The organism is Streptomyces sp. NBC_00005 (genome assembly GCF_045160215.1).
GTDB lineage: Bacteria > Actinomycetota > Actinomycetes > Streptomycetales > Streptomycetaceae > Streptomyces.
The window spans coordinates 4,675,443-4,698,849 of the sequence record NZ_CP108316.1; the positions used below are offsets into that span (position 1 = coordinate 4,675,443).

At 70.1% G+C, this 23,407-nt stretch carries 22 protein-coding genes, 1 tRNA gene and 2 pseudogenes; 8 read left to right on the forward strand and 17 right to left on the reverse strand.

The genetic code is table 11. The annotated features are described in order from the left end of the window. Nucleotides 1-2 precede the first annotated feature (2 nt). Both OG303_RS21390 and OG303_RS21395 read left to right on the forward strand, forming a co-directional pair. Nucleotides 3-659: an NAD(P)H-binding protein gene (locus OG303_RS21390; protein WP_405870107.1), complete on the forward strand. Its 657-nt coding sequence runs from the start codon at nt 3-5 to the stop codon at nt 657-659. Between the two features lies 1 nt (nt 660). Then, nucleotides 661-783, forward strand: a complete 123-nt coding sequence (locus tag OG303_RS21395; RefSeq protein ID WP_405870108.1) for a hypothetical protein — start codon at nt 661-663, stop codon at nt 781-783. A 95-nt stretch (nt 784-878) separates the two neighbouring features. On the opposite strand, the gene OG303_RS21400 is transcribed toward OG303_RS21395, so the two are convergent. Both OG303_RS21400 and OG303_RS21405 read right to left on the reverse strand, forming a co-directional pair. Beyond that, nucleotides 879-1,091, reverse strand: a complete 213-nt coding sequence (locus OG303_RS21400) for a hypothetical protein (RefSeq protein WP_405870110.1) — start codon at nt 1,089-1,091, stop codon at nt 879-881. A gap of 183 nt (nt 1,092-1,274) precedes the next feature. After that, a pseudogene (locus OG303_RS21405) lies at nt 1,275-1,752 on the reverse strand (NUDIX hydrolase). A gap of 204 nt (nt 1,753-1,956) precedes the next feature. Between OG303_RS21405 and OG303_RS21410 the strand changes: the two are divergent. Beyond that, on the forward strand, nt 1,957-4,479 hold the full coding sequence (locus OG303_RS21410; RefSeq protein WP_405870111.1) for an MFS transporter: 2,523 nt from the start codon (nt 1,957-1,959) through the stop codon (nt 4,477-4,479). A 185-nt stretch (nt 4,480-4,664) separates the two neighbouring features. On the opposite strand, the gene OG303_RS21415 is transcribed toward OG303_RS21410, so the two are convergent. Then, a tRNA-Tyr gene (locus tag OG303_RS21415) sits at nt 4,665-4,746 on the reverse strand. Between the two features lie 234 nt (nt 4,747-4,980). Here OG303_RS21415 and OG303_RS21420 point away from each other — a divergent pair. Next, entirely contained in the window at nt 4,981-5,469 is a 489-nt protein-coding gene (locus OG303_RS21420) for a YajQ family cyclic di-GMP-binding protein (RefSeq protein WP_383420566.1), read from the forward strand. Between the two features lie 129 nt (nt 5,470-5,598). Here the strand turns inward: OG303_RS21420 and OG303_RS21425 are convergent, their stop codons facing one another. Further along, the gene (locus OG303_RS21425) at nt 5,599-5,865 is read right to left on the reverse strand and encodes a GlsB/YeaQ/YmgE family stress response membrane protein (RefSeq protein WP_405870112.1); all 267 of its coding nucleotides are present in this window, start codon (nt 5,863-5,865) and stop codon (nt 5,599-5,601) included. Nucleotides 5,866-5,999: 134 nt separating this feature from the next. Between OG303_RS21425 and OG303_RS21430 the strand changes: the two are divergent. Then, nucleotides 6,000-6,624: pseudogene (locus OG303_RS21430) on the forward strand (amino acid permease); the annotation flags it as partial. 191 nt (nt 6,625-6,815) lie between these two features. Here the strand turns inward: OG303_RS21430 and OG303_RS21435 are convergent. From OG303_RS21435 to OG303_RS21495, 13 genes are all read right to left on the reverse strand, one after another. After that, nucleotides 6,816-7,382 carry an SMI1/KNR4 family protein gene (locus OG303_RS21435; RefSeq protein ID WP_405870113.1) on the reverse strand — a complete coding sequence of 189 codons (567 nt, stop codon included), beginning with the start codon at nt 7,380-7,382 and terminating at the stop codon, nt 6,816-6,818. Between the two features lie 121 nt (nt 7,383-7,503). Further along, entirely contained in the window at nt 7,504-7,896 is a 393-nt protein-coding gene (locus tag OG303_RS21440) for a YccF domain-containing protein (RefSeq protein WP_405870114.1), read from the reverse strand. Beyond that, nucleotides 7,893-8,756 carry a zinc metalloprotease HtpX gene (gene htpX / locus OG303_RS21445; protein WP_405870116.1) on the reverse strand — a complete coding sequence of 288 codons (864 nt, stop codon included), beginning with the start codon at nt 8,754-8,756 and terminating at the stop codon, nt 7,893-7,895. Before htpX ends, OG303_RS21440 begins: the two co-directional genes overlap by 4 nt. A 193-nt stretch (nt 8,757-8,949) precedes the next feature. Then, nucleotides 8,950-10,473 (reverse strand): NADH-quinone oxidoreductase subunit N, encoded by a 1,524-nt coding sequence (locus OG303_RS21450; RefSeq protein ID WP_405870118.1) that lies wholly within the window; start codon nt 10,471-10,473, stop codon nt 8,950-8,952. Then, a complete protein-coding gene (locus tag OG303_RS21455) occupies nt 10,470-12,044 on the reverse strand; it encodes an NADH-quinone oxidoreductase subunit M (RefSeq protein ID WP_405870119.1) in 1,575 nt (524 codons plus the stop codon). The genes OG303_RS21450 and OG303_RS21455 overlap by 4 nt, the downstream gene beginning before the upstream one ends. 6 nt (nt 12,045-12,050) lie before the next feature. Continuing rightward, nucleotides 12,051-14,045 (reverse strand): NADH-quinone oxidoreductase subunit L, encoded by a 1,995-nt coding sequence (locus tag OG303_RS21460; protein WP_405870120.1) that lies wholly within the window; start codon nt 14,043-14,045, stop codon nt 12,051-12,053. Further along, the gene (gene nuoK / locus OG303_RS21465) at nt 14,042-14,437 is read right to left on the reverse strand and encodes an NADH-quinone oxidoreductase subunit NuoK (RefSeq protein ID WP_405870121.1); all 396 of its coding nucleotides are present in this window, start codon (nt 14,435-14,437) and stop codon (nt 14,042-14,044) included. Before nuoK ends, OG303_RS21460 begins: the two co-directional genes overlap by 4 nt. Beyond that, the gene (locus OG303_RS21470) at nt 14,437-15,162 is read right to left on the reverse strand and encodes an NADH-quinone oxidoreductase subunit J (RefSeq protein ID WP_405877398.1); all 726 of its coding nucleotides are present in this window, start codon (nt 15,160-15,162) and stop codon (nt 14,437-14,439) included. The genes nuoK and OG303_RS21470 overlap by 1 nt, the downstream gene beginning before the upstream one ends. Nucleotides 15,163-15,197: 35 nt before the next feature. After that, nucleotides 15,198-15,776, reverse strand: a complete 579-nt coding sequence (locus tag OG303_RS21475; protein ID WP_405870123.1) for a NuoI/complex I 23 kDa subunit family protein — start codon at nt 15,774-15,776, stop codon at nt 15,198-15,200. A 2-nt stretch (nt 15,777-15,778) separates the two neighbouring features. Continuing rightward, a complete protein-coding gene (locus OG303_RS21480; protein ID WP_405870124.1) occupies nt 15,779-16,747 on the reverse strand; it encodes an NADH-quinone oxidoreductase subunit H in 969 nt (322 codons plus the stop codon). Next, complete coding sequence (locus OG303_RS21485; protein ID WP_405870126.1) at nt 16,744-18,282, reverse strand: NADH-quinone oxidoreductase subunit C; 1,539 nt, start codon at nt 18,280-18,282, stop codon at nt 16,744-16,746. The genes OG303_RS21480 and OG303_RS21485 overlap by 4 nt, the downstream gene beginning before the upstream one ends. Continuing rightward, nucleotides 18,279-18,899, reverse strand: coding sequence for an NADH-quinone oxidoreductase subunit B (locus OG303_RS21490; protein ID WP_405870127.1), 621 nt, complete (start codon nt 18,897-18,899; stop codon nt 18,279-18,281). Before OG303_RS21490 ends, OG303_RS21485 begins: the two co-directional genes overlap by 4 nt. Further along, nucleotides 18,890-19,339 carry an NADH-quinone oxidoreductase subunit A gene (locus OG303_RS21495; protein ID WP_405877400.1) on the reverse strand — a complete coding sequence of 150 codons (450 nt, stop codon included), beginning with the start codon at nt 19,337-19,339 and terminating at the stop codon, nt 18,890-18,892. The genes OG303_RS21490 and OG303_RS21495 overlap by 10 nt, the downstream gene beginning before the upstream one ends. Before the next feature lie 264 nt (nt 19,340-19,603). Between OG303_RS21495 and OG303_RS21500 the strand changes: the two genes are divergently transcribed. The 3 genes from OG303_RS21500 to OG303_RS21510 all read left to right on the forward strand — a co-directional run bounded on the left by OG303_RS21500 (nt 19,604) and on the right by OG303_RS21510 (nt 23,154). Next, nucleotides 19,604-20,827 carry a sensor histidine kinase gene (locus OG303_RS21500; protein WP_405870128.1) on the forward strand — a complete coding sequence of 408 codons (1,224 nt, stop codon included), beginning with the start codon at nt 19,604-19,606 and terminating at the stop codon, nt 20,825-20,827. Between the two features lie 120 nt (nt 20,828-20,947). Then, nucleotides 20,948-22,321, forward strand: coding sequence for a sensor histidine kinase (locus OG303_RS21505; protein ID WP_405870130.1), 1,374 nt, complete (start codon nt 20,948-20,950; stop codon nt 22,319-22,321). A 173-nt stretch (nt 22,322-22,494) separates the two neighbouring features. Beyond that, on the forward strand, nt 22,495-23,154 hold the full coding sequence (locus tag OG303_RS21510; protein WP_016437671.1) for a response regulator transcription factor: 660 nt from the start codon (nt 22,495-22,497) through the stop codon (nt 23,152-23,154). Nucleotides 23,155-23,407 lie beyond the last annotated feature (253 nt).

Here is a 23,407-nt window from a genome sequence, read left to right on the forward strand (position 1 = left end):
ACATGCGCATTGTCATCGCTGGTGGTCATGGTCAGATCGCGCTGCGGCTGGAGCGCTTGCTCGCCGCGCGCGGAGACGAAGTCGCGGGGATCATCCGTCACGCCGGGCAGGGCGACGATCTGCGGGAGGCCGGCGCCGAACCGATCCTGCTGGATCTGGAGTCGGCCTCGGTCGAGGAGGCCGCGGCGCAGCTGCAGGGCGCAGACGCGGCCGTCTTCGCGGCGGGCGCGGGTCCGGGCAGCGGGGCCGCCCGCAAGGACACGGTGGACAAGGGAGCGGCGATCCTGTTCGCCGACGCGGCGGTTCGGGCCGGTGTACGACGACACGTGGTCGTCTCGTCGATGGGGGCCGATCCCGCGCACCAGGGGGACGACATCTTCGACGTGTACCTGCGCGCGAAGGGCGAGGCCGACGCGTACGTACTGGGGCTCGACGCCCTGGACTCGACGATCCTGCGCCCCGGGATGCTGACGAACGACGCCGGCACCGGCCTCGTACGACTGGAGGCCCACACCGGCCGCGGCGCGATCCCCCGCGACGATGTGGCCGCCGTACTGGCGGAGTTGGTGGACTCCCCGGCGACGGCCGGCCTGACCCTGGAGCTGGTCAGTGGGTCGGCGCCGGTGTCGGTGGCGGTGAAGTCGGTCGCCGGGAACTGAGGTGGCCGGCGAGGGGGTTCCGGCCACGCGGGAGGCCCTGCTGCGGCGGATGTACGAGGTCTTCTCGACGACCGACGAGCGGGACGCCTTCGTCCCGCAGTGCCTGGCGCCGGACGTGGACTGACCGAGCGTGCTCGACGGGATCCGTGTGCACGGCTGCGACGGGGTGCACGCCCAGCACTTCCAGAACTGGAACTGGAACTCGAACTGGGACTAGGACTAGAACAGGGGCAGTTGGCCCGGGATCTCCGAGACGACGTATCCGTCCAATGACGGTTGGGCCGCGCCGAGTTGTGCTTGTCGGCGGGAGCCGGGGCAGGAGACGAGTTCGCCGTTCTCGCGTGCGCCGGGCGGGTCGTGCCGCGCGAACCGCCCGGCGACGACGGCGATCTCGCGACGGCATTCGGGGCAGCGTCTACGACGAGTGGACATGGGGTCAGTGTGCCCCGGGCGGGGGCGTGTTGTGCGTGGGGCACACGCGCCGGGGTCCCTCGGGCGCACGCCCCGGGGGTCCATCGTCGGCGGGTGCGTGGGCCGTCGTGAGCTCCGGTGGCCGTCGACAGCCCATGGGTCGCGGTCAGCCCATGGGTCGCGTGGTCCGCCCATGGGTCGCGGTCAGCCGATATAGGGGGACGTCCGCGTCCGGTCCATCGCGTGGGCGATGCGCAGGCGCATCGTCGGGTGGATGTCCAGGGCGGGCAGGTCGGCCGGGGCGACCCAGCGGACCGCGGTGGTCTCGCTGCTCGTGCGGAGTTCGCCGCCCGTGGGGCGGGCCCGGAAGCAGATGCTGAACTGCTGGCGGATCTCGCCGTCGTCATAGCGCATCACATGGCCGGGATCGGTGTAGATGCCGGAGAGGTCGACCACTTGGGCCGTGATCCCGGTCTCCTCGCAGACCTCGCGCACCACGGTGTCGCTGATGGACTCCCCCAGGTCGTGGCCGCCTCCGGGCAGTGCCCAGCGGCCGTTGTCGGAGCGCTGGACCATGAGCACTTGTCCCGCGCCGTTCTGCAGGAATGCCAGCCACTACGGAGGGCACCACCGAGTTGGCCCGCGGGGCGGCAGGGTCGTGCAGGTAGTCGATCCGTCCCATGCCGATGTACGTACCTCACCGCGTCGGTACGGATCCGCGCCGCCGACCGCTGTCACCCCGAATCCGGCCGAGGTCACCTGACATCACCCCGAACTCTTCACTGGGCCCCTACGGAATCCGACCCTGCTTGCTTAAGTCAATCAACTGACTTAACTTAGGTGTGTCGCGCACACCCGATGCCCCATGCCTACGGAGGCCCGGCCCATGTCCCACGCCCTTCCCCGACCCGCCGACGACGGGGTGGTGTCCGCAGCGCCGCGGGCCAATGCCGTCGTAGCGGTCCTGGCCTTCGGCGGGATCGTGGTCTCGCTGATGCAGACCCTGGTGATCCCGATCGTCCCGGAGCTGCCGAAGCTCCTGAACGCCCCGGCCTCCGACACCGCCTGGGCCGTCACCGCCACGCTGCTCGCCGCCGCCGTGGCCGTCCCGATGATGGGGCGGCTGGGAGACATGTACGGCAAGCGCCGCATGCTCCTGGTCAGCCTGGTCCTGCTGGTCGCGGGTTCGGTCACCGCCGCCCTCAGCGACTCCCTGGCCCCGATGATCGTCGGGCGGGTGCTGCAGGGCACGGCGGGCGGCGTGATCCCGCTCGGCATCAGCATCATGCGGGACGAACTGCCCGCCGAACGGCTCGGTTCGGCCACCGCCATGATGAGCGCCTCACTGGGCGTCGGCGCCGCGCTGGGCCTGCCCGCGGCCGCGCTGATCGCCGACAACTTCGACTGGCACGTGCTGTTCTGGAGTTCGGGCGCGATGGGCGTCGTAGCGCTGCTGCTGGTCCTGTTCGTGGTGCCCGAGTCCAAGGTGCGGACAGGTGGCCGCTTCGACGTCGTCGGCGGCCTCGGCATGGCGGCGGGCCTGGTCTGCCTGCTGCTGGCGATCTCCAAGGGCGGCGACTGGGGCTGGGACAGCGGCACCACGCTCGGCCTGTTCGGGGCCTCCGTCGTCGTCCTGCTGCTGTGGGGCTGGTTCGAGCTGCGCACCGAGCAGCCGCTGGTGGACCTGCGCACCACCGCCCAACGACAGGTACTGGTCACCAACCTCGCCTCGATAGCCCTCGGCTTCGGCATGTTCGCGATGTCCCTGGTCCTCCCGCAGCTCCTGCAGTTGCCCGAGGCGACCGGCTACGGCCTGGGCAAGTCGCTGCTCATCGCCGGTCTGGTCATGGCCCCGTCCGGCCTGGTGATGATGGTCGTCGCCCCCGTCTCGGCCATCCTCTCCAAGGCCAAGGGCCCGAAGGCCAGCCTGATGCTCGGCTCGCTGATCGTGGCCGCCGGCTACGGCCTCAACATCCTGCTGATGGACCAGGTCTGGCAGTTCGTGCTGGTGTCCTGCGTCATCGGTTCCGGTATCGGCTTCACATACGGCGCGATGCCCGCGCTGATCATGGGCGCCGTGCCCCCGTCCCAGTCGGGCGCGGCCAACAGCCTCAACACCCTGATGCGGTCCATCGGTACGTCGACGGCCAGCGCCGTCGCCGGCGTCATCCTGTCGCAGATGACCACCGACTTCGGCTCGGTCGCCCTCCCCTCCGAGAACGGCTTCAAGACCGTCCTGGCCATCGGCGGCAGCGCGGCACTGCTTGCCTTCGCGGTCGCGTCTTTCATTCCGCGGCATCGGGGGGTTTCGGAGGCGGCGGGGGTTGGGGTTGCGGGTGGGGCTGAGGCTGGTCCTGCGGCTGGGGCTGGGGGCTCTGGGGCTGGGGGCTCTGGGGTCGAGGAGGGTGCTATCGCTGGGGTGTTGTCCGCTACGGCGCCGGGCGCGGCCGGGATGGGGGCGGCTGCGCCAGGCTTGTCCGCCGGCGTCGGCGCCGCGGCCGCGATCGGGGAGGGTGCGCCGGGCCTGTCCGCCACGGCCGTCCGTTCCAACGGATCCGCCCCTTCCAACGGATCCGCGCCGAAGCCCGCAGCCTCGCCTGCCTCCTTCGCGACCGCCGAGCACGACGGGGCGAGCGGCTCCATCGGCGGCGGAATCCCGGTGAGCGGTCATGTTCTGGGGGCGGAGCGCGTCCCCGTGGCCGGGGCCGCGGTCACGCTCATCTCGCTCGGCGGGAAGCAGCTGGGCCGGTCGGTCGCGGGGAACGGCGGTTCGTACGCCGTCGACGCACCCGCCGCCGGTTCGTACGTCCTGATCGCCTCCGCCGACGGCTACCAACCGCAGGCCTCAACGCTCGTCGTCGCCGACGGACCGGTCTCGTACGACGTCCTGCTGAGCGGCACCAGCGGCCTCGTCGGCCTGGTGCGGTCCGCCGACAGCGGGGCGCCGGTCGCCGATGCCGTGGTGATCGTGACCGATGTGCGCGGGGAGGTGCTGACCACCGGACGGACCGACGCGCTGGGCGAGTTCACGGTCACGGACCTGGTGCCGGGGACGGTGACGCTCGCCGTCAACTCCCCCAAGCACCGCCCGCTGGCCCTGCCCGTCGAGATCGGCGGCGCCGGCACCACACGCGTCGAGGTCGAGCTCCGGCCCGGCGCCCACGTGCGGGGCACGGTACGCGGAACGGGCGCCCCGCTGAGCGACGCCCGGGTCACGCTGGTGGACGCCGCGGGCAACGTGGTCGCCACGACAAGGACCGGCCACGACGGGGCGTACGCCTTCTCCGACCTGGACAGCGGCGCGTACACGGTCATCGCGACGGGCTATCCGCCGCAGGCAGCGCCAGTGACGGTGTCGGGCGCCGACACGGACGACCACGACATCGAACTCGCGCACAGCGGCGAGTAGTTCCGCCTGGGAATCCACCTGAGATTCCAGTGAGACGCGGCCCGCCCGGCCCGCACGGACACCTTGAGCGGAGGGATTCGTGCGGGCCGTTGGCATGGGTGTCTCATGGCTCATGGCGAGGGGAGCATACGAAGAGACCCCCGTGGCCCACGTTTCCGTGGACCACGCGGGTCTCTTTGTTGAAGTGGCGGCGCCAGGATTCGAACCTGGGAAGGCTGAGCCGGCAGATTTACAGTCTGCTCCCTTTGGCCGCTCGGGCACACCGCCGGGGTTGCTGCCGTTCGAACCGCTTTGTGGCGGTGCTCCGTGGCAACGACGTAAACAATACCCGATACGGAGGGGTGCTTCGCCACCCGTTTGATCTGCGCCCGGAGGACCACGGGTGGCTAGGCTTGTCCGGATGCGGCCCGGGAGAACGCCGGGCTCGGCGCCCGCCCCCACGTACGCCGATACGCACCCGTACGCACCCCCATTACGCACCGATACAAGGAGCCACAGGACATGGCCGACTCCAGTTTCGACATCGTCTCGAAGGTCGAGCGGCAGGAGGTCGACAACGCCCTCAACCAGGCCGCCAAGGAGATCTCGCAGCGCTACGACTTCAAGGGCGTGGGTGCCTCGATCTCGTGGTCCGGGGACAAGATCCTGATGGAGGCGAACTCCGAGGACCGGGTCAACGCCGTCCTCGACGTCTTCCAGTCCAAGCTGATCAAGCGCGGGATCTCGCTGAAGGCGCTGGACGCGGGCGAGCCCCAGCTCTCGGGCAAGGAGTACAAGATCTTCGCGTCGATCGAGGAGGGCATCTCCCAGGACAACGCGAAGAAGGTGGCGAAGATCATCCGCGATGAGGGCCCCAAGGGCATCAAGGCTCAGGTGCAGGGCGACGAGCTGCGCGTCAGCTCGAAGAGCCGCGACGACCTGCAGGCGGTGATCGCCCTCCTGAAGGGCAAGGACTTCGACTTCGCGCTGCAGTTCGTGAACTACCGGTGAGCCACTGAAACTACCGGTGAGCCACTGATTCACCGTCTCTGACTGACCATCCACGAGAAGGGCGGGCGCCCGGCGGGTGCCCGCCCTTCTCGCCTGCTGGCTGCGGTCCGGGGGCGTGCTCGGTCGTGCTCAGTTGCGCGAGTTTCCGAACAGGATGCGGTAGGCGATCAGGAGGACGAGCGAACCTCCGATCGCCGCGGCCCATGTCGCGCCGTCGTAGAAGCTCTTGGTGATCGGGTGGTCCATCCAGCGGGCCGATATCCAGCCGCCGATGAACGCGCCCGCGACGCCGATCAGAGTCGTGCCGATGAAGCCGCCGGGGTCGCGGCCCGGCAGCAGGAACTTGGCGATGGCTCCGGCCAACAGCCCCAGGATGATCCAGCTGATGATGGTCATGCCGTGAACCTGCCCTTCCGCACTGTGCCTGCACTTTCCGGACGTTGTGTTTTCGGTCAAGATCCGTTGTGCGTCGCGTGCTTGTCCGTGCTCTGTTGATGAGCAGGACGTCACGCCTGCACTCATCGGTTGCAGTGATCAGTAGGGTGCTGGCCACGGCTCCGACGGGCTCTTCTGGCGAGCTACGGCGCACGCTGGGCATCGGTGACGCCGTGGTCATCGGGCTCGGCGCGATGGTCGGCGCCGGGATCTTCGCAGCCCTGGGTCCCGCGGCGCGTGCGGCCGGGTCCGGGCTGCTGCTCGGCCTCGCCGTCGCCGCCGTCGTCGCCTACTGCAACGCCACGGCGTCGGCTCGGCTCGCTGTCCTCTATCCGGCCTCGGGCGGCACCTATGTGTACGGGCGTGAGCGGCTCGGACCGTTCTGGGGTTACCTCGTGGGCTGGTCGTTCGTGGTGGGGAAGAGCGCCTCCTGCGCGGGCGATGGCGCTCACGGTCGGGGCGTACGTCTGGCCTGGGCAGGCGCACGCGGTGACTGTCGCGGCCGTGGTGGCGTTGACCGCGGTGAACTACGGCGGTGTCCAAAAGTCCGCCTGGGTCACGCGGGTGATCGTGGTGGTGGTCCTCGCTGTCCTCGCTTCCGTGGTGGTCGTGTGTCTGGGCTCCGGGGCGTCCGAGGCCGAGCGCCTGGGTGTTGGCGCCTCTGGTGGCGTCGGCGGAGTACTGCAGGGCGCCGGGCTGGGCGGGTGGGCGGTGGCCGGGATGGAAGTCGGAGCGGGCAGGCAGTGGTCAGGACCGGGGGCCAGGGCCAGCAGAAGGAGCAGGAGCAGGACCGGGCGGCAATCCGGGTCCCGGCGGGCCGGGTGCGGTTTTTCGGCTGCTACCCCATGGGATCCCCGCAGTCGCCGTACGAGAGGGACCTCTGCGACACGGTCCAAACCTCGTCGCGGCTGCTAGGCCGCTCGTGCTGCCGTCGTGCGTATGCGGAAGTCGGCCCAGGGGGCCATCTCCAGCTCCTCGTTCGTCTCCTCGTACCAGCCCGTGCCGTCGGCCCAGGAACTCAGCCAGGCCGTGAGGCTGGGGGCGTCGACGTACCAGGCGTGGTCGGCATCGTCGGCGTTCGGCTCGAAGAGCAGGACCGTGGCTTCCGGGGCGCGGCAGTCCACGCACGCGTACATCGCGCAGCCCCAGTGGGATATCGGCAGAACTCCTTCAGGCCAGGGCCAGTCGGCGTCCTTTCGGCCGCTCTCGCGGTTGGCGAGGTACTGCACGACGGCGGCGGGCTCGCCGGCGGGCGGGCTGTCGAACAGGGGCAACAGACCGTACTCCGGGCCGAATCCACCGTCTCCTATGTGCACGTAGAGGTCGGCGAGCAGGGGAGGCAGGGTGAAGCCCAGGGTGGCCTCGGCGCGGGCCAGCGTCGACGCGTCGGCGGGCTCCGGGAGTGAAGGCCAGCCCCATGGGCGGGTGTTGTGCGCCTTGGCTGCCACCCGTGCCAGCAACTGCTCGTTCTCGGTCATGGGTTCATGATGCAAGGCGCCACTGACAATCGGGCCGGCCTGTGGACAACCGCCGGGTTGTGGAAAACGCCAGTGGGCCGGATGGGGCTGGCGGGCCGCCGCCCGCCTTCGTCCCGCCCGGTCAGCGAGTTGCGAACGGCTGGTCCGTCCGGACGATTTCGCGGCCGAGCGGCAGCAGCGAGACCGGGATCAGCTTGAAGTTGGCGATGCCGAACGGGATACCGATGATCGTGATGCACAGAGCGATACCCGTGACGATGTGCGCGAGCGCCAGCCACCATCCCGCGAGCACCAGCCACAGAACATTGCCGACGCAGGAGGGCGCACCGGCGTCGCGGCGCTCGACCGTCGTGTACCCGAAGGGCCACAGGGCGTAGACGCCGATGCGGAATGCCGCGATGCCGAACGGGATGCCGATGATCGTGATGCAGAGCAGCACGCCTGCGGCCAGGTAACCAAGGAACAGCCAGAAGCCGCTCAGGACGAGCCAGATGACGTTCAGAATGGTTTTCACTGGGGGCGACCTGCCATCTTCTCGAGCCGGGCGATGCGATCCGCCATCGGTGGATGCGTCGAGAACATCCTGGAGAGTCCCTGTCCCGGGCGAAACGGGTTCGCGATCATCATATGACTCGCGGTCTCGATGCGCGGCTCGGGCGGCAGCGGCAGCTGCTTGGTCCCCATCTCCAGCTTGCGCAGCGCGCTGGCCAGGGCGAGCGGGTCGCCCGTCAGCTGTGAGCCGGACGCGTCGGCCTCGTATTCCCTGGAGCGGCTGATGGCCAGTTGGATGACGGTGGCCGCGAGCGGACCCAGGATCATGATCATCAGCATGCCCAGGATGCCCGGGCCGTCGTCGTCGTTGGAACGGCCGATCGGGATCAGCCAGGCGAAGTTGACCAGGAACATGATCACGGAGGCGAGGGCACCGGCGACCGACGAGATGAGGATGTCGCGGTTGTAGACGTGACTGAGCTCGTGGCCGATGACGCCGCGCAGCTCGCGCTCGTCCAGGATGCGCAGGATGCCTTCCGTGCAGCACACGGCGGCGTTGCGCGGGTTGCGGCCCGTCGCGAAGGCGTTCGGTGCTTCCGTCGGGGAGATGTACAGGCGCGGCATGGGCTGGCGCGCCTGGGTGGAGAGCTCGCGGACCATGCGGTAGAGGGCGGGGGCCTCGAACTCGCTGACCGGGCGGGCGCGCATCGCGCGTAGCGCCAGTTTGTCGCTGTTCCAGTACGCGTATGCGTTCGTTCCCAGTGCGATGACAACCGCGACGACGAGCCCCATGCGGCCGAAGAAACTGCCGATGACGATGATGAGGGCGGACAGTCCCCCGAGGAGTACTGCGGTCCTTAGCCCGTTGTGCCGGCGGTGCACGGTACGCCCTCCAAGTCGTGCAGCAGGGGAACCCTTTGCTTGCTCATCTCCGATGCCACTGGTGCCGTGGTGGCACGTCCAGTGGACCCTTCTGCACTGGTCAACGCCAGGCGAGGGCCACTAGTTCCCTTGTGCGTACGGCGGCGTCCGTGGCCCGTCCGGGTGACAACAGCCCTGAGTGGCCGGCGTCGGCTCAGAAAAGAGCCGTGTCCGCGAAGCGCAGAACCAGCTGGGGCGCGCCGGAGAGGACGATGCCGAGGACACCGGTGAGGGTGATCGCCGCAGTGAGGGGTGCCGGGAGGTGGTGCTTCACGGACTCGCCCTCCGGAGTGCGGAACAGCAGGGCCGTCCATTGGAGGTAGTAGAACAGGGCGATGACGACGTTGGCGGCCATGACCACGGCCAGCCAGCCGAGTCCCGCGTCGACCGCTGCCGAGAACACGGTGACCTTGGCGAAGAGGCCGATGATGCCCGGGGGCAGTCCGGCCAGGCAGAGCAGGAAGAAGGCCATCAGCAGGGCGGCGAGCGGGTTCCTCGCGTAGAGGCCGCGGTAGTCCGTGATGCGGTTCGCGGACCTGGTACGGCCCACCACCGCGGCCACCGCGAAGGCTCCGAGGTTCACTGCCGCGTACATCAGGGCGTAGGCGACCGTGGAGCCGATGGAGTGCTCGGCGTCGTCGGAGTAGGCGGCCGCGGCGATCGGTACGAGGAGGTAGCCGGCCTGGCCGACCGACGACCAGGCGAGCAGGCGTACCGCGCTGTACGCGCGCGTGGCCTGCTGGCGCAGGGCGCCGACGTTTCCGACGGTCATGGTGAGCGCGGCCAGGGCGGCGAGCGCGGGGCCCCAGACGTCGGCGTACGACGGGAACGCGATGACCGTGACGAGGATCAGGCCGGAGAAGCCGACTGCCTTGCCGACGACCGAGAGGTAGGCGGCGATCGGCAGGGGCGCCCCTACGTAGGTGTCCGGGACCCAGAAGTGGAAGGGCACGGCGGCCGTCTTGAAGGCGAAGCCGACGAGAGTGAGCACCACGCCGGTCTGGGCGAGCGTGTGGAACTGTCCGTCGACGTGCTGGATCCGGTCGGCGACCTGGGCGAGGTAGAGGGTGCCGGTGGTGGCGTACACGAAGCTGATGCCCATGAGGCTGACGGCGGTCGCGGTGACTGACGACAGGAAGAACTTCAGGGCCGCTTCGGAGGACTTCTTGTCGCCCTGCCGGATGCCGACAAGGGCGAAGGCCGGCAGGGAGGCGACCTCCAGGGCGACGATCAGCGTCGCGAAGTCGCGGGAGGCGGGCAGGAGGGCGGCGCCGGCCGCGGAGGAGAGCAGCAGGAACCAGTACTCCCCTTCGGGGAGTTGTTTGTCGGCGTCCTTCAGGGCTGTCACCGACAGGAGAGCGACGAGGAGGGCGCCGCCGAGGACCAGGAACTGGATGACCAGGGTGAAGCGGTCCGCCGTGTAGCTGCAGACGTCGGCGTGGCCGGCCAGGCAGAACGTGGAGCGGTCGCCGTCCGTAAGAGGCAGCAGCAGGAGCGCGGAGGCGGCAAGGCCTGCGACCGAGACCCAGCCGAGGAGCGCCTTCTTGGTGGCGCCGACGAACAAGTCGGCGACGAGGACGACGAGTCCGACGACCGCCGCGAGGGTGGGCGGTGCGATGGCGAGCCAGTCGACGGACTGGACGAGGTTCTCGGCCAGCGGCTGGGCCAGGGAGCTCATCGGGTGCCTCCTGCGAGGAGCTGCTGCACTGCCGGGTCGGTCAGACCGAGGAGGGCCTTGGGCCACAGACCGGCGACGATCGTGAGGGCGACGAGCGGGGTCCAGGCCGCGAACTCGTACGTCTGGACGTCGGCGAGCTGCGGCGCTTCCTGCGGTGCGGCACCCATGCAGACGCGGCGGACCACGACGAGCATGTACGCGGCCGTCAGCAAGGTGCCGAACGCGGCGATCGCCATGAAGGTGAGGAAGGCGGGGCGGCTGAGGTCGGCGGCGGGTTTGAAAGCGCCGAACAGGGCCAGCATCTCGCCCCAGAAACCGGCCAGGCCCGGCAGGCCGAGCGAGGCGACCGCGCCGAAGGCGAGCAGGCCGCCGAGGCGGGGGGCCTTGCCGTACAGCGCGGCGCCGGTCTCCTCGGCGAGCGTGTCGAGGTCGGTCGTGCCCGTGCGGTCCTTGAGTGCGCCGACCAGGAAGAACAGGAGGCCGGTGATGAGGCCGTGGGCGATGTTGGCGAACAGGGCGCCGTTCACGCCGGTCGGGGTCATCGTCGAGATGCCGAGCAGCACGAAGCCCATGTGGCCGACGGAGGAGTAGGCGATGAGGCGCTTGAGATCACCCTTCGCACCGCGCTTCGCGAGGGCCAGGCAGGCCAGGGATCCGTAGATGATCCCGACGACGGCGAAGGCGGCGAGGTAGGGCGCGAAGGTGTGGAAACCGTCCGGTGCGATCGGGAGAAGGATTCGGACGAAACCGTACGTACCCATCTTCAGCAGCACGCCGGCCAGCAGGACCGAGCCGACGGTCGGCGCGGCGGTGTGGGCGTCGGGCAGCCAGCTGTGCAGCGGCCACATCGGCGTCTTGACCGCGAGTCCGATCCCGATCGCCAAAACGGCGATGACCTGCACGGATGAGGTCAGCGACCGGCCGTTGTCAGTGGCGAGTGCCACCATGTCGAATGTGCCGGCCTTGATCCCGATCAGGAGCAGGCCGAGCAGCATGACGACCGAACCGAGCAGTGTGTAGAGGATGAACCGCCAGGCGGCCTGGGTCCGGCCCTCGCCGCCCCAGCGGGCGATGAGGAAGTACATCGGGATGAGGACCATCTCGAACGCCAGGAAGAACAGCAGCAGATCGAGGACGGCGAAGCTCGCGAGGGTGCCGGACTCGAGGACAAGCATCAGCGCGATGAATGCCTTCGGGGTCGGGCCCGAAGGCATCTTGAAGTACGAGTAGAGCGCGCAGAGGAAGGTCAGCAGCGCAGTCAGGACCAGAAGGGGGAGGGAGATGCCGTCGATGCCGAGGTGGATGCGCACGTCGAGTGCGGGGATCCAGCTGATGTCGGTCGTGGCCTGCATCTTCGACGGGTGGTCGTGGTCGAAGCCGAGCGCCAGGACGATCGCGGCGATGAGGATCGCGCCGGTCACGGTCACGCCGTGCCGCAGCACGGCCTGGTCGGGCGACTTCCCCTTCAGTCCGGGCGGGGCGGGCAGGAGAGCGGCGACCGCGCCGAGGAGCGGGCCGACGACTACGAATGCCAGAAGGAACTGCATCACGGACTCGTTGATACCGATCACGCCTGCTCACGCTCCCGTGGCGACGAGGAGGGCGGCGACCGCCAGGACGACGGTGCCGGCGAGCAGCGCGCTCACATAGGTCTGCACATTGCCGGTCTGGGCGCGCCGTACGACGGCCCCGAGCAGGCGGGGTAGGGCGCCCGCACCGCGTACGTAAGTCTCGACGACCTCGCGGTCCAGGAACCGGACGAGACTCGCTCCGGCCTGGACCGGGCGGACGAAGAGTGCCGCGTACACGGCGTCGAGGTGGAAGCCGACGGCCGCGTGCCGGTACAGCGGGCCGAGCAGCAGCCGTCCCGGGTCCGCCGGGTCGGGTGCGGAGGCGACGTCGCCGTACGCGGGTGCGTGGCTGGCGATGGCCTCGGCCTCGACGAGCGCGGCGTCACCCTCGGGGTGGGCCGCGACCGCGCCCAGCGGGACACGGGCCGCGAGTGCGGTGGTGTGCCGCCAGGCTCCGTAGACGACGATGCCGCCGACCAGGGCCACGCCCGTGCCGAGTACGGAGGTGGTCAGGGCCGGGGTGAGGTCGCGGCCGTCGAACCAGACGGGGAGCACGCGGTAGGCGAGCCCGCCGAGGGCGAGTGACGGGACGACGAGCACCCACAGCACCACGGTCATGGTGAGCGGCTGGCGGCCGTGGTCGGGGGCCTCGGCACCCCGGCCGTGGAAGGCCAGCAGCCACAGGCGCATCGCGTACGCGGCGGTGAGCGCGGCCGCGAGCAGGCCGGCGACGAGGGTGATCCAGCCCGCTGCGCCGGGCGCGTTCTCGGTGTGGCCGGTGGCGACGTGCTCGGCGGCGCCCAGGACGGACTCCTTGGAGAAGAAGCCGCTGAAGGGCGGGATCGCGGCGAGCGCGAGGAGCGCCACGGTCATCGTCCAGAAGGCGTCGGGGACGCGGTCACGCAGGTGGCTCATGCGGGACATGGCGGCCAGTGAGTTGGTGCCGGCGGCATGGATGATCACGCCGGCCGCGAGGAACAGCAGCGCCTTGAAGGCGCCGTGCGAGAGGAGGTGGAAGACGGCGGCACCGCGGTCGCCGACCGCGAGGGCGCCGGTCATGTAGCCGAGCTGGCCGATCGTCGAGTACGCGAGGACGCGCTTGATGTCGTCCTGGGCGAGCGCGGCGAGTCCCGAGCCGAGCATCGTGACGGCGGCCATGACGGCCAGGACCACCATCGCGGCCTGGGAGGCCTCGAACACCGGGAGGAGACGGGCGACGAAGTAGACACCGGCGGCGACCATGGTCGCGGCGTGGATCAGCGCGGAGACGGGTGTCGGACCCGCCATCGCGTCGGGAAGCCAGGTGTGCAGCGGGAACTGCGCCGACTTGCCCGCCACACCCGCCAGGAGCAGCAGGGCGATCAGCGTGGGGTGGTCGAGTCCGCCGCTCGCGACCGTGCCGAGGACCTTCGTGATGCGGAAGGAGCCGGCGTCGGTGGCAAGCGCGAACAGACCGATGAGGAAGGGGACGTCACCGAGCTTGGTCACGAGAAAGGCCTTGATGGAGGCGGCGCGGGCCTCCGGGGTCTCCCAGTAGTGGCCGACCAGGAAGTACGAGCAGATGCCCATGATCTCCCAGCCGACCAGCAGCACGATCAGGTCGCCGGAGTAGACGACGAGCAGCATCGCGGAGGTGAAGAGGGAGACGAGAGCGGCGTACGAGGGGTAGCGCGGGTCGTCGCGCAGATAGCCCGTCGAGTAGATCTGCACGCAGGAGGCGACGACGCCGACCAGGACGGCGACGAGGGCGGCGAAACCGTCGATGTACAGGGCGAGTTCGATGGGGACCGAACCGGTGGGCGTGAGCTCCGTGGCGGCGTCGATCGCCCGGCCGCCGCCCTGGTCCACGGCGACCAGCACGGCCAGCACGAGGGCGGCGAGCGTCGGCAGGACGGCGAGCGGGCGGACGAAGCCGGGGGCCGTGCGGCCCAGGAGCAGGCCGGCCGCGGCGCCAAGGAACGGCAGGAGGGGGACGAGGACGGCGAGGGTGGTCGTGGTCACGCGGTGGCCTCAGCCTTCCCGGTTTCTTCCGCCGTGAGGGTGTCGGTGTCGCCGTCGGGGTCGTCGCTCTCGTGACCCTCGGCGCTGTCGCGGAGCTTGTCGATGTCCGAGGTACCGCGGTTGCGATAGACGGCGAGGACGATCGCCAGACCGATGCCGATCTCGGCGGCGGCGATGGCGATGATGAACAGGGTCAGGGCCTGGCCGGAGTGCAGGGTGTCCTGGGCGGCCTTGCTGAGCCAGACGTCGAAGGCGACGAGGTTGAGGTTGACGGCGTTGAGCATCAGCTCGACGGACATCAGGACCAGGATCGCGTTGCGCCGGGCGAGGACGCCGTACAGGCCCGTGCAGAAGAGGAGGGCGGAGAGTACGGCGGGATAGGCGAGGTGCATCAGCGGGCGCCTTCCTGCTCGGCCGGGTCGGGGCGTTCGGACGGGCCGCGTTGTCCGGCCGGGTCGTGTCGCTCGACCGGGTGATTCCGGGAATCCGGGACGGATGGGGAACTACCGGTCGCGGCCGGGGAGTTCACAGGGGGAGAGCTCGTCTCCGCCTTCGCCTTGCGGGACAGGACGATCGCGCCGACCAGTGCGGCGAGGAGAAGGACCGAGAGGGCCTCGAAAGGGAGCACCCAGTTCTGGAAGAGGCTCGCTCCGGTGACGGCGGTGGAGCCGGCGGCCGGGCCGTCCAGGTCGACCCAGGTCGTACGGAAGGCGTCGACGACGACCCAGACCAGGGCGGCGGCCGCGGCGACGGCCACGGTGAGGGCGGCCAAGCGGTTGCCGGAGTCGGCGTCCGGGGAGCGGCCGATGGGGGCCCGAGTGAGCATCAGACCGAAGAGGAGGAGGACGACGACGGAACCCACGTAGATGAGGACCTGCACCCAGGCGATGAACTCGGCGGTGAGCAGGAGGTACTCGACGGCGAGGCCACCGAGGGTGACCACCAACCACAGGGCGGCGTGCACCAGTTGCCGGGTGGTGACGGTGACGAGGGCTGCGCCGAAGGTAGCCAGGCCGACGAGGAGGAAGGCGATCTCGACGCCCGTCGGGGAGAGGAAGCCGTGGGTTTCGGCGGCTGTGGTCGCCGTGGCGTGGGCGGCCGTTGCCTGGGCCGCCATGGCGTGCGCTGCCGTCGCGGTGGATGCGGTGAGGGTCACGACGCGCCTCCCTCGGGCTCGGTCGGCTGGGCCGGTTCGGCGGGCTCGGCCTGTGCGGCCGCGAGCTTCTCCGCCGTCTTGCGGGCGGCGGCGATCTCCTTCGGTTCCTCCGCGCCGGGATCGAGGGCGGGCGGGGCCGGGACCGTCCACATCCACTCGCGGAGCTTGTCGCGTTCGTGGGTGAGTTCGTGAATGTCGGTCTCGGCGTACTCGAACTCCGGGGACCAGAACAGGGCGTCGAAAGGACAGACCTCGATGCAGATACCGCAGTACATGCACAGGGAGAAGTCGATGGCGAAGCGGTCGAGGACGTTGCGGCTGCGTTCGCGGCCGCCGGGGACCGCCGCCGGGACCGTCTCCTTGTGGGAGTCGATGTAGATGCACCAGTCGGGGCACTCGCGGGCGCACAGCATGCAGACCGTGCAGTTCTCCTCGAACAGGCCGATGACGCCACGAGTGCGGGGCGGGAGGTCGGGCTGGACCTCCGGGTACTGCTCGGTGACGGTCTTCTTCGTCATCGTGCGGAGGGTGACGGCCAGGCCCTTGGCGAGACCACTACCTGGAATGGGGGCCATGGTTACTGGATCACCACCTTGACGATGCCGGTGAGGGCGATCTGGGCGAGGGAGAGGGGGACGAGGAGGGTCCAGGAGAGTTTCTGGAGCTGGTCCTCGCGCAGGCGGGGGTAGGTGACGCGGAGCCAGATCACGAGGAAGGCGAGGACGGCCGTCTTCAGCAGGGTCCAGACCCAGCCGAGGCCGTCGGCACCCCAGGGGCCGTGCCAGCCGCCCAGGAAGAGGACGGTGGTCAGGCCGCACAGGACGATGATTCCGGCGTACTCGGCGAGGAGGAACAGGGCGAAGCGCAGGCCGGTGTACTCGGTGTAGGCGCCGAAGATGATCTCCGAGTCGGCGACGGGCATGTCGAAGGGCGGGCGCTGGAGTTCGGCGAGGCCTGCGACGAAGAAGACGACCGCGCCGACGATCTGCCAGGGCAGCCACCACCAGTGGAAGGCGTCCAGGATGCCGGGGAGGGAGACCGTGCCGGCCGCCATCGCGACGGAGGCGGCGGTGAGGAGCATCGGGAGTTCGTAGGCGAGGAGTTGGGCGGCTGTACGGAGGCCGCCGAGGAGGGAGAACTTGTTGGCGGAGGCCCAGCCGGCCATGAGGGAGCCGAGGACGCCGACGCCCATCACCGCCAGGACGAAGAAGATGCCCGCGTCGAGGACCTGACCGACGGCGCCCTCGCCCGGGCCGATGGGGATGGCGACGAGTACCAGGAGGTACGGGAGGAGGGCTACGGCGGGGGCGAGCTGGAAGATGCGGCGGTCCGCGCCCGCCGGGACGATGTCTTCCTTCTGCGCGAACTTCACGCCGTCGGCGACGAGTTGGGCCCAGCCGTGGAAGCCGCCGGCGTACATGGGGCCGAGGCGGCCCTGCATGTGAGCCATGACCTTGTGCTCGGTCTGACCGACGATCAGGGGGAAGGTGAGGAAGACGACGAACACGATCAGGAGTCGCAGGGTGACGTCCAGAGCGTCGGTCACTGCGGGCCTCCTGCGGGGTCTTCGGGGGTTGCGGCCGGGGGTTCGGTCGTCGGGGGTTCGGCAGTCGGATCTTCGGGGCTCGGGTCCTCGGGAGTGCCGCCGGGGGGCTTCTCGGCGGGGGTCTCCTTGGAGGAGGACGTCTCTGGGGAGGGTTCACCGGGGCTTGCCTCGGCCGCGGCTGAACCAGCACCGGTGTCGGCACCAGCACCAGCAGACGGTTCCTGGGAGGGCTCGGCTTCAGCCGACGGTTCTGCGGCCGGCTCGGCATCCGAGCTCGACTCAGCCGCTGGCTGCCGCTCTGGTTCCGGGCTCGGCTCCGTCTCCGACTCCGCGCTGGGCTTTGCCTCCCGACTCGACCCCGCCTCCGACCCCGCGCCGCGCTTTGCCTCCGGCCTCGGCTCCGGCCCCGGACGGCCCTGCTCCGTCTCCGCGCCGGGCCCCGCTTCCGGGCCCGGTTTCGGCTCCGGCTCGTCGAAGGCCGGGCGGGCGTGGTGCCACGGGGCGTCCGAACTGCGGGGGGCGGGTTGAGCAGTTGGGCCGTCTGTTGACGGGGTTCGGGCGGTCTGGGAGGCCGAGCCTTCGCTCGCGCTGCGCGTGCGTCGCGGCGAGGCCGAGCCGGCGGCACCCGGCTGCCGGTCTGCCGGAGCATCCGCCGCAGAGCGCGCACCCCCCGATGCGGTCGGGTCGACCGGGGCACCCTCGGCCGGAGGCGACGCCGCCTGACTCGCCGAGCCTTCCGCAGCCGTACGCGCACGCCTCGGTCCAGCCGCACCCTCCGCAGACGCCGGAGTCGCCGCACCCGCCGCCCCACCGGCCGCACCCTCTCCCGACGGCGTCGCCCCCTGGCTCGCCGACCCTTCCGCCGCCGTGCGCGCACGCCGTACCGGGCGGTCGCCCGCTGTGCGTGTGGGGCGGTCGCCGGGTGTTCGGGCCGTTGCACGGGCCGGGCGGGTTGGGGCAGGGGGGAGTTGGCCCTTCAGGGGGCCCCATTCGTTCGGGTCGGGGACGCCTGGGGGGAGCATCTGGCGGCGCCTGGGGCCGCCGTGGTCGGACTCGCCCGGTTCCTTGGCGCCGGGCCAGGCCTTGGCCACGCGGGCCGCCAGGACGAAGTCCTTGCGGAGGGGGTGGCCTTCGAAGGTCTCCGGCAGCAACAGGTGGTCCAGCGCCGGGTGACCCTCGAAGACGACGCCGAACATTTCGTGGGTCTCGCGTTCGTGCCAGGCCGCGCCCGCGTAGACGTCGACAGCGGAGGCCAGCGTCGGTGACTCGTGCGGGACGGTGGTGCGGACCAGCAGACGGCGCACGGGGGAGAGGGCCACGACGTGTGCCGAGACGCGGAAACCCGTGCCCGGTTCGTCGACCGCGCTCAGCCAGTCGAAGTAGGTGCAGGAGAGGCGATCGCGGGCCACCTCCAGCGCGGCGAGCCAGGACGCCGGCGGCACGTCGACCGTCAGGACCTCGTACGACTCCTCGGCCGTGGCCTCCGTACCGAACAGTTCTTCGGCGGGGGCGGGAAGCCAGCCGACCGTGCTCATCGGCCCTCCTCCGAAGGAGACCCGGCGGCCGGCGGTTTCACCAGACCGCTCTGCAGTGCCGCGGCCGACGGACGCGCCGTTCCGACCCCGTAGCGTTCCCCCAGCGACTCTCGCGCGATCTTCTCCTGGAGCTTGAGGATCCCTTGGAGCAGGGCCTCCGGGCGGGGCGGGCAGCCGGGGACGTAGACGTCGACCGGGATGATCTGGTCGACGCCCTTGGTGACGGAGTAGGAGTCCCAGTAAGGGCCGCCGCAGTTGCTGCACGCGCCGAAGGAGATGACGTACTTGGGTTCCGGCATCTGCTCGTACAGGCGCTTCACGGCCGGTGCCATCTTGTCCGTGACCGTGCCCGACACCACCATCAGGTCGGCCTGGCGGGGGCCCGGCGCGAAGGGGATGACGCCGAGACGGATGAAGTCGTGGCGGGCCATCGACGCGGCGATGAACTCGATCGCGCAGCAGGCGAGGCCGAAGTTGAAGACCCAGAGGGAATAGCGGCGGCCCCAGTTCAGGACCACCTTCATCGGCTCGGGCGCGAGACGCGCGAGGGCGCCGAGCCGCTTCGGCTCCGGCAGCAGCACGGGCTCCGGCGAATTCACTTCTGGCGTCACGTCCATGCCAGGACGCCCTTCTTGTATGCGTACAGCAGCCCCACGGCCAGGAAGCCGAGGAAGATGAACATCTCGACGAGGGTCGTCGCGCCGTAGCCGGGGGCCGCGTAGACGGTCGCCCAGGGGAACAGGAAGATCGAGTCGACGGCGAAGATGACGTACAGGAACGCGTAGACGTAGTAGCGGACCTGGGTGTGGGCCCAGCCCTCGCCGACGGGGTCCACTCCGCACTCGTAGGTCAGGAGCTTCTCGGGGGTGGGGACCACCGGGCGCAGCAGGCGGCCGGCCCCGAAGGCGACCGCGACGAAGAGCACGCCGACGACGGCGAGCAGTCCGACGACGGAGTACGACTGGAAGTAGTCCGCCGCGACGACGGTCGGTTCCCGCACGTCCGTGCCCTCGCTCCCTGACTCTGCGACCCGGCGACCGTCCGCCACAGCGACCATGTGCCATGTGGCCATGTGCCCCTGTGACCTGCGGCCCTGATGAACGCTGCTGTTCGACGATCTGTACGCACGGGAGTCTAGGCCCTGATAAAGAGACGGTAAGCAGCCCGTCACGCCTTGAGATCTCCTTGAGATGCCACGGCCGGTGCCGGGGCCGATGCCGTGACCCGATGGCGTGACCGATGCCGGGGTGGGGTTTTCCCCAGGAGACAAGGGCGGCCGACCTCATGGCGCGAGCGCCCGGCGCGCGGCACGCTGGCCCATATGACCGAACGACTCCCGCGCCCGACGCCCGCACCGGAAGATGACGGCGACCGTCTGCCGCCTGTCCGGTTCGCCTACGACCGGCACACCTGGAAGGAGATCGCGCATCTCCTGGCGAACCTTCCGGTGGCGCTGCTGGGGTTCATCTACGTCGTGACGGTGCTGTTCACCGGCTTCTGGCTGACCGTGACGGTGATCGGGTTCCCGCTGCTGGCGGCCGGCCTGACGGGCGCACGGCTGCTGGGCAGGATGGAACGCGCGCGGGCCAGGAAGCTGCTCGGGGTGCGGGTGGACGAGCCGAGCCCCTTGCCCGGACGCGGCACCGGCTTCTTCCCGCGGCTGTGGATGAGGCTGAAGGACCCGGTGGGCTGGCGCACGGTGCTGTACGACTTCATCCGGCTGCCCTGGGGCATCCTCACCTTCGTCATCACGCTGACCTCGCTGTTCGTGCTGTGGCCGGTGCTGCCGTTCATCGCGCGGGGGCTGACCAACGCCGACCGGGCGATGGTGCGCGGGCTGCTGTCGCCGTCCGACGAACTGGAGCGGCGGATCGCCGAACTGGAGTCGGACCGTGGCGTCGTGGTCGACACGGCCAACGCCGATCTGCGGCGCATCGAGCGCGATCTGCACGACGGGGCGCAGGCCCGCCTGGTGAACCTGGCGATGGGTCTCGGCCTGGCCAAGGAGAAGCTCCTGGAGGACCCCGACACGGCGGCGGAGATGGTCGCGGAGGCGCACGGCGAGGTGAAACTCGCGCTGCAGGAGCTGCGGGATCTGGCCCGCGGCATCCATCCCGCCGTACTGACGGACCGCGGCCTCGATGCCGCCCTGTCCGCGGTCTCCTCGCGCTGCACCGTCCCCGTGAAGGTGACGGTCGACCTCGACTCCCGGCCCGCCGCGGCCATCGAGGGCATCGCCTACTTCACCGTCTCCGAACTGCTGCAGAACGTCAGCAAGCACAGCGGGGCGAGGACCGCGTCCGTCGAGGTGTGGCGGTCGACGGAACGGCTGCTCATCCAGGTGGAGGACGACGGCCGCGGCGGCGCGCGCCTCGACGGCGGTACGGGGATGCAGGGGCTCGCCGACCGGCTGGACGCCGTCGACGGGCTGTTCGTCATCGACTCGCCGCAGGGCGGACCGACCACCGTGACGGCGGAGCTGCCGTGGCGCGACCGTGCCCCGGGAGAGGGCGTCCCGGGAAACGCCGCCCCGGCAAAGGGGTAGGGAAAACCCCCCTTCCAAGAGGCCGACGGACTCCATGGTTCGCGGACCTGCGGCGGAGGAGCGTGGAGGTACGACAGGACAGCCGCACGGCTTGAGGGACGAGTAGAACGGACGACGCCGATGGCCACGGAGTACGGACAGGGCTACGGGCACGGGTACGACGACGGGCTCGGCTTCACCGGGGGCACCGGTGAGCGGCGGCACCAGCTGCCGGCCGGGCTGCGGGCGCCGTTCGAGGCGCGCAGCTGGCGCGAGTTCGGGTATGTGCTGCTGAGCCTGCCGATCGGCGTCATGCTCTTCGTTTACGCCGTCACGATGGTGTCGCTCGGGGCGGGTCTGCTGGTGACGTTCCTCGGCATTCCGGTGCTGGCGGCGGGGCTGGCCGGCTGCCGGGGGTTCGGGGCGCTGGAGCGGGCTCGGGCGCGGGGGCTGCTGGGCCTCGAGGTGGCCGACCCGGAGCCGCTGCGGATGAAGAAGTCCGGCGTGATGGCATGGATGGGGGCCGTGCTGAAGAGCGGCACGTCGTGGCGGACGCTGCTGTACGCGCTGCTGCAGTTCCCGTGGGCGGTGTTCTCGTTCGTGGTCGCCGTGAACTTCTGGGCGTACGGGTGGGCCCTGCTGACGTATCCGCTGTGGTTCTGGCTCTTCCCGATGCACGGCGGTCAGGGCGGGCTTCAGCTCTACGGCGACGGCACCCACAGCATCTACCTCGACAACCCCTTCGAGATCGGGGTCACCGCGCTGGTGGGGCTGCTGTTCACGCTGGCCACGCCGTGGATCGTGCGGGCGCTGACGATGGTGGACCGGCTGATGGTGCACGGGCTGCTCGGGCCGTCCCGGCTGGCCACGCGGGTCGTGGAGCTGGAGTCCGACCGGGGCGTCGTGGTGGACACGGCGGCCGCGGACCTGCGCCGGATCGAGCGGGACCTGCACGACGGGGCGCAGGCTCGGCTGGTGGCGTTGGCCATGGATCTGGGGCTGGCGAAGGAGAAACTGACGGAGGACCCGCGGGCGGCGGCCCGGATGGTCGACGAGGCGCACGGCGAGGTGAAGACGGCCTTGCAGGAGCTGCGGGATCTGGCGCGCGGGATTCATCCGGCGGTGCTGACGGACCGGGGGCTGGACGCGGCGCTGTCTTCCGTCGCCTCGCGGTGCACCGTGCCGGTGCAGGTCGAGGTGGACCTGGTGGAGCGGCCGGCGCCGGCCATCGAGGGGATCGCGTACTTCACGGTGTCGGAGCTGCTGCAGAACATCAGCAAGCACTCGCGGGCCACCTGGGCGGCGGTGGACGTGTGGCGGGTGGAGAACCGGCTGATGGTGCAGGTCGTGGACAACGGGGTGGGCGGCGCGGATGCCACCGGCGGGTCCGGGCTCGGGGGGCTCGCGGAGCGGTTGGACGCGGTCGACGGGATTCTGGTGGTGGATTCACCGGTGGGCGGGCCGACCCGGGTGACCGCGGAGCTGCCCTGGCGGGGGGAGCGGGCGCTGGGGTGAGCGCGGATTCCTTCGCCCCCCGCGATACGTGCAGTGCACGGCTGGAACCAGCCGTGCACTGCACGTATTCGCGTTGATTCCCGTTGGTCCGGCGCAGTCGGGTCCGAATGCTGGAATGCTGGACTACTGGCAGACGGAGTCGGGCTGGGGGGCCATAGATCGTGGAGGACAGGGTGCGGGTGGTCATCGCTGAGGATTCAGTGCTGCTCAGGGAGGGGCTGACCCGGCTGTTGACCGACCGTGGGCACGATGTTGTCGCCGGGGTGGGCGACGGGGACGCGTTGATCAAGACGATCACCGAGCTGGACGGGCAGGGTGAGCTGCCCGATGTCGTGGTCGCCGATGTGCGGATGCCGCCGACGCACACCGACGAAGGGGTGCGGGCGGCGGTGCAGCTGCGGAAGGCGCATCCGGGGCTCGGCGTGCTCGTGCTGTCCCAGTACGTGGAGGAGCGCTACGCCACCGAACTGCTGGCCGGTTCCAGTCATGGCGTCGGCTATCTGCTCAAGGACCGGGTGGCCGAGGTCCGTGAGTTCGTGGACGCGGTGGTGCGGGTGGCCCAGGGGGGTACCGCGCTCGACCCGGAGGTGGTCGCGCAGCTGCTCGGGCGCAGCCGCAAGCAGGACGTGCTGGCCGGGCTGACGCCCAGGGAGCGTGAGGTCCTGGGGCTGATGGCCGAGGGGCGGACGAACTCGGCGATCGCCCGGCAGCTGGTGGTGAGCGACGGTGCCGTCGAGAAGCACGTCAGCAACATCTTCCTCAAGCTCGGCCTGTCCCAGAGTGACGGGGATCACCGACGTGTTCTGGCGGTCCTCACCTATCTGAACTCCTGATGTGCTGACCCCCTTGGTCAGTCGCCCCAGCCAGTCGTCCTCGGCCGGTCATCGGATACCCGGTCGGTCATCGGGTGCCCGGGCGGTGAATCGAGCGTCAGTCCAACGTTCGTCCAGCCCTAGAACCGAACAATTGCGGTGAGCGTCTTCAAGGGAAGCGCCGGGGGGCGAGAAATCATGACAATTCTGGGCGTCGCACCGTCTCAAATGCGTGTCCATCATGCGAATGGCCACGGGAAGGCGACCCTAACGG

Excerpts from the sequence above, each read along its gene's own strand:
- OG303_RS21410 (WP_405870111.1), top strand. The coding sequence starts at position 1,957 with ATGTCCCACGCCCTTCCCCGACCCGCCGACGACGGGGTGGTGTCCGCA.
- OG303_RS21420 (WP_383420566.1), top strand. The coding sequence starts at position 4,981 with ATGGCCGACTCCAGTTTCGACATCGTCTCGAAGGTCGAGCGGCAGGAG.
- OG303_RS21470 (WP_405877398.1), bottom strand. The coding sequence starts at position 15,162 with ATGGCGGCCCAGGCAACGGCCGCCCACGCCACGGCGACCACAGCCGCC.
- OG303_RS21400 (WP_405870110.1), bottom strand. The coding sequence starts at position 1,091 with ATGTCCACTCGTCGTAGACGCTGCCCCGAATGCCGTCGCGAGATCGCC.
- OG303_RS21450 (WP_405870118.1), bottom strand. The coding sequence starts at position 10,473 with ATGAGCTCCCTGGCCCAGCCGCTGGCCGAGAACCTCGTCCAGTCCGTC.
- OG303_RS21475 (WP_405870123.1), bottom strand. The coding sequence starts at position 15,776 with ATGGCCCCCATTCCAGGTAGTGGTCTCGCCAAGGGCCTGGCCGTCACC.
- nuoK (WP_405870121.1), bottom strand. The coding sequence starts at position 14,437 with ATGCACCTCGCCTATCCCGCCGTACTCTCCGCCCTCCTCTTCTGCACG.
- OG303_RS21425 (WP_405870112.1), bottom strand. The coding sequence starts at position 5,865 with ATGACCATCATCAGCTGGATCATCCTGGGGCTGTTGGCCGGAGCCATC.
- OG303_RS21495 (WP_405877400.1), bottom strand. The coding sequence starts at position 19,339 with ATGGTCGCTGTGGCGGACGGTCGCCGGGTCGCAGAGTCAGGGAGCGAG.
- OG303_RS21490 (WP_405870127.1), bottom strand. The coding sequence starts at position 18,899 with ATGGACGTGACGCCAGAAGTGAATTCGCCGGAGCCCGTGCTGCTGCCG.
- OG303_RS21500 (WP_405870128.1), top strand. The coding sequence starts at position 19,604 with ATGACCGAACGACTCCCGCGCCCGACGCCCGCACCGGAAGATGACGGC.
- OG303_RS21485 (WP_405870126.1), bottom strand. The coding sequence starts at position 18,282 with ATGAGCACGGTCGGCTGGCTTCCCGCCCCCGCCGAAGAACTGTTCGGT.
- OG303_RS21505 (WP_405870130.1), top strand. The coding sequence starts at position 20,948 with ATGGCCACGGAGTACGGACAGGGCTACGGGCACGGGTACGACGACGGG.
- OG303_RS21435 (WP_405870113.1), bottom strand. The coding sequence starts at position 7,382 with ATGACCGAGAACGAGCAGTTGCTGGCACGGGTGGCAGCCAAGGCGCAC.
- OG303_RS21390 (WP_405870107.1), top strand. The coding sequence starts at position 3 with ATGCGCATTGTCATCGCTGGTGGTCATGGTCAGATCGCGCTGCGGCTG.